The organism is Mycobacterium sp. (assembly GCF_049673265.1).
In the GTDB taxonomy this organism is placed as follows: domain Bacteria; phylum Actinomycetota; class Actinomycetes; order Mycobacteriales; family Mycobacteriaceae; genus Mycobacterium.
Window position 1 is genome coordinate 1 of record NZ_JBATXN010000299.1, and the last position, 4,406, is coordinate 4,406.

General features: G+C 66.4%; 3 protein-coding genes. All 3 read left to right on the forward strand.

Annotation, left to right across the window (positions count from 1 at the left end; translation table 11 throughout):
• Positions 1 to 234: 234 nt before the first annotated feature.
• A complete protein-coding gene (locus WBF82_RS10445; protein WP_424382964.1) occupies positions 235 to 1,419 on the forward strand; it encodes an LLM class flavin-dependent oxidoreductase in 1,185 nt (394 codons plus the stop codon).
• Between the two features lie 60 nt (positions 1,420 to 1,479).
• The gene (locus tag WBF82_RS10450) at positions 1,480 to 1,905 is read left to right on the forward strand and encodes a DUF5318 family protein (protein WP_424382965.1); all 426 of its coding nucleotides are present in this window, start codon (positions 1,480 to 1,482) and stop codon (positions 1,903 to 1,905) included.
• The coding region (locus WBF82_RS10455; protein WP_424382966.1) for a transglycosylase domain-containing protein at positions 1,898 to 4,406 on the forward strand (2,509 nt) is incomplete at its 3' end. The genes WBF82_RS10450 and WBF82_RS10455, both read left to right, overlap by 8 nt.

Sequence of the window (4,406 nt, forward strand, 5' to 3'; positions counted from 1 at the left end):
CACCTCCTTTGCTCTGATTTGCTCAGTCCGTTACAACGACAGTTATGTCGGGGAACAGTCTCGGGTCATAGTATCGGCCCGATATATTCGGCGCCACTCCGGCCGTCCAGCTGATGTTCGTGCTCTGTTTAGCCGTGCGTGGCGCCGACGTCAGGACGAGGGATTGACCCGCGTTGTAATCACTGTGGTTGCAAGCCTGTTCGCCAGGGCCGGCAGCAGGCATAAACAAATAGCGTGTCAATACATCTTCATTGGTTTCTGCCCACCTACGGCGACTCGCGCAATCTGATCGCCGGCGGCCACGGAAGCAACATGCACGGCGACCGGCCTGCCGATCTGCGCTACCTCATCCAGCTCGCTCAGGCCGCCGAGATCAACGGCTTCGAGGCCGTGCTCACGCCCACCGGTCAATGGTGCGAGGACGCCTGGCTGACCACCGCGATGCTGATCGGCAGTACCGAGTCGCTGAAGTATTTGGTGGCGTTGCGTCCTGGGTTGATCAGCCCGACGCTGGCCGCGCAGATGGCGGCCACGTTTCAGTGGCAGTCGCAGGGACGGCTGTTGCTGAACGTGGTCACCGGCGGCGAGAGCACCGAGCAGCGGGCGTTCGGCGACTTCCTGGCGAAGGAGGCGCGCTACGCGCGGTGCAGCGAGTTCCTCGACATCCTCCGTCGGCTGTGGACCTCCGACGATCCGGTCACCGTGGCAGGGGAACACCTGCCGGTGGAGCAGGCGTCGCTGGCGCGGCGTCCCGACCCGCTGCCGGCTGTCTTCTTCGGCGGGTCATCGCCGGCGGCCGGCCAGGTCGCCGCCAGATTTGCCGACACCTATCTGACCTGGGGCGAGCCGCCGGAGCAGGTCAGCGAGAAGCTGGACTGGATCCGCAGCCTGGCCGCCGCGGAGGGTCGCGAGCTGAGCTACGGCGTCCGGGTACACGTCATCTCCCGGGATACCAGCGAGCAGGCTTGGTCGGAGGCGCAGCGGCTGCTGAGCGCACTGAGCCCGCAGACGGTCGCCGCCGCCCAGCAGTCGCTCGCCCGCTCGGAATCGGAGGGTCAACGGCGGATGCGCGAATTACACGGTGGCGGCAGCGGTTTCGTTGGCGGGGCGGATGCCCGACGGTTGGAGATCTACCCCAACCTGTGGTCGGGCGTCGGCCTGGTCCGCGGCGGTGCGGGCACGGCGCTGGTCGGCTCGCACCAGGAGGTCGCCGACCGGATCACCGAGTACGCCGAGCTGGGCCTCGACCACTTCATCCTGTCCGGCTATCCGCACCTGGAAGAGGCGTACATCTTCGGCGAGGGAGTACGCCCGATCCTCGCCCGGCGAGGTCTGCTGGGTGACGACGAGCCGACCGGACCGAAGGAGCCGATCCGGTCGGGGTTCCTCTCCCATGTCGGTGACGTCACCGCTTCTTGAGGCACACGGAGTGACCGGGGCATCTCTCGGCATCGTTTCTTCGGACGTACTCTGGTCATCGTGCGATTGCAGCGACAGGTAGTCGACTACGCGCTTCGGCGGCGCTCTCTGCTGGCCGAGGTGTATTCGGGGCGCACCGGCGTCTCCGAAGTGTGTGACGCCAACCCGTACTTGCTGCGCGCCGCGAAGTTCCACGGGAAGCTCAGCGCGGTGACGTGCCCCATCTGCCGGAAGGAACAGCTCACCCTGGTGTCGTGGGTTTTCGGCGACCATCTGGGCGCAGTGTCCGGTTCGGCGCGCACCGCCGAAGAGTTGGTCATGCTCGCATCCCGTTTCGAAGAGTTCTCCGTTCACGTGGTGGAGGTATGTCGGACCTGCAGCTGGAATCACTTGGTCAAGTCGTATGTGCTCGGCGCGGTGCGCACGGCCCGCCCTCCCAAGCGCACTCGGACAGCACGCAACGGCGCGCGCACGGCCAGTGAATAACGAAGGGGAGCAAGACCACTCGGCCGCTGGTACCCGCAACGGGTCAGGGGCCCATAGTGGGCCCGAAGGGCCCAAACACTCGCCCGGCTCGCCGCCCCGCAAACGCCCCGCGGTTCCTCCCGACGACCGGATGACCACGATCCTGCCTCCGGTCAGAGACGACCGGGATCCGCTCGAGGCGGTCAAGGCCGCCCTGGGCGATCGCCCGCCGACGCGAGCATCCGAGCGGCGCGACCCGGAGTTGGCCACGGCTGCGCTGGAGCGCACGCCGCCACGAAGTCATCAGCAACCGACCGGCGGGGCCGGCGGCGGCCGCCGACCACCCGGTCCTCCGCCGCGGAAGCCGCCGCTGCCCGACTGGGGCTGGGTTCAGCGCATCGGTTGGAGCCGCATCAACTGGCTCTGGGTGCGTCGCGGGCTCTATGTGGCCGCGGCGGTTGTGTTGCTGTTGCCGATCGTCACGTTCGCGATGGCCTACTTCATCGTCGACATCCCCAAACCCGGCGACATCCGCACCAACCAAGTCTCGACGATCCTGGCCAATGATGGCTCGGAGCTCGCCAAAATTGTTCCGCCGGAAGGCAATCGCGAAGACGTTGGCATCGACCAGGTGCCGGTGCATGTCCGCCAGGCGGTGATCGCGGCCGAGGACCGCAACTTCTACACCAACCCCGGCTTCTCGTTTAGTGGCTTCGCGCGGGCGGTGAAGAACAACATCTTCGGCGGCGACACCCAGGGCGGCTCGACGATCACCCAGCAGTACGTCAAGAACGCGTTGGTGGGTTCGCAGCGTGCCGGGGTCGGCGGCCTGGTCCGCAAAGCCAAGGAACTCGTCATCGCCACGAAGATGTCGGGGGAATGGTCCAAAGACGATGTGCTGCAGGCCTATTTGAACATCATTTACTTCGGTCGAGGCGCCTACGGGATATCGGCGGCGTCCAAAGCCTACTTCGACAAACCCGTCAACCAACTGACCGTGGCCGACGGCGCCCTGCTGGCCGCGCTGATCCAGCGCCCGTCGACGCTTGACCCCGCGGTAGACCTGCCGGGCGCTAAGGAGCGGTGGAACTGGGTGCTCGACGGGATGGTGGACATCGGCGCGCTGGCACCGAAAGACCGCGCGGCCCAGTTGTTTCCGCCGACCGTGCCGCCCGAGAAGGCCCGTGCGCAATACCAGATCAGCGGACCCAACGGGCTGATCGAACGGCAGGTCACCAGAGAGCTCTTGGAGCTATTCAACATCGACGAGCAGACGCTGAACACCCAGGGTTTGCAGGTCACCACCACCATCGATCCGCAAGCGCAGAAAGCCGCCGAGAACGCAGTGTCGAAGTACATGGACGGCCAGGCACCCGACATGCGCACCGCGGTGGTGTCCATCGACCCGCACAACGGTGACGTGAAGGCCTATTACGGCGGCGACGATGCGCACGGGTTCGACTTCGCTCAAGCCGGACTGCAGACCGGGTCGTCGTTCAAGGTGTTCGCGTTGATCGCCGCGCTGGAGCAGGGCATCGGTCTGGGCACCCAGATCGACAGCTCACCGCTGACGGTCAACGGCATCAAGATCACCAACGTCGAAGGCGAAGGCTGCGGAACCTGCAATATCGCCGAGGCGCTCAAGCGGTCGCTGAACACCTCCTACTACCGGCTGATGCTCAAGCTGAAAAACGGCCCGGACGATGTCGCGAAAGCCGCGCACCAGGCGGGCATCGCGGACAGCTTCCCCGGTGTCGCGCACACGCTGTCCGAAGACGGCAAGGGCGGCCCGCCCAATAACGGAATCGTGTTGGGCCAGTACCAGACTCGGGTGATCGACATGGCCTCGGCGTATGCCACGTTAGCCGCGTCGGGCATCTATCACCGACCGCATTTCGTGCAGAAGGTGGTCAACTCCGAAGGTCGCGTGTTGTTCGACGCGACCAGCTCCAACAACGGCGGCGAACAGCGGATCCCCAAGGACGTCGCCGACAACGTCACGTCGGCGATGCAGCCGATCGCCTCCTATTCGCGCGGTCACGCGCTGGCCGGTGGGCGGCCGTCGGCGGCCAAGACCGGCACCACGCAGTTGGGTGATACCGACGCCGACAAGGACGCCTGGATGGTCGGCTACACCCCGTCGCTGTCGACCGCGGTGTGGGTGGGCACGGTGCGCGACGACGAACCGCTGGTCAACAAATGGGGTTCGCCGGTGTACGGCTCGGGGCTGCCCGCCGACATCTGGAAGGCAACCATGGACGGCGCCCTCAAGGGCACCAGCAACGAGTCGTTCCCCAAACCGAGCGAGATCGGCGGGTACGCCGGAGCCCCGGTGGCGCCGCCTCCGGCGCCGCGAGTGCAGGCGCCGCCGCCGGAGACCGTGGTGCAACCGTCCATCGAGGTGGCCCCGGGCATCACCATCCCGGTCGGTCCGCCCACAAGCGTTCCTGCCGAGCCCGCCCCGGCCGGACCTGCTCCTGGCGGGCCAGCGTTCGGCGGACCCGCTTTCGGCGGCCCTGAAT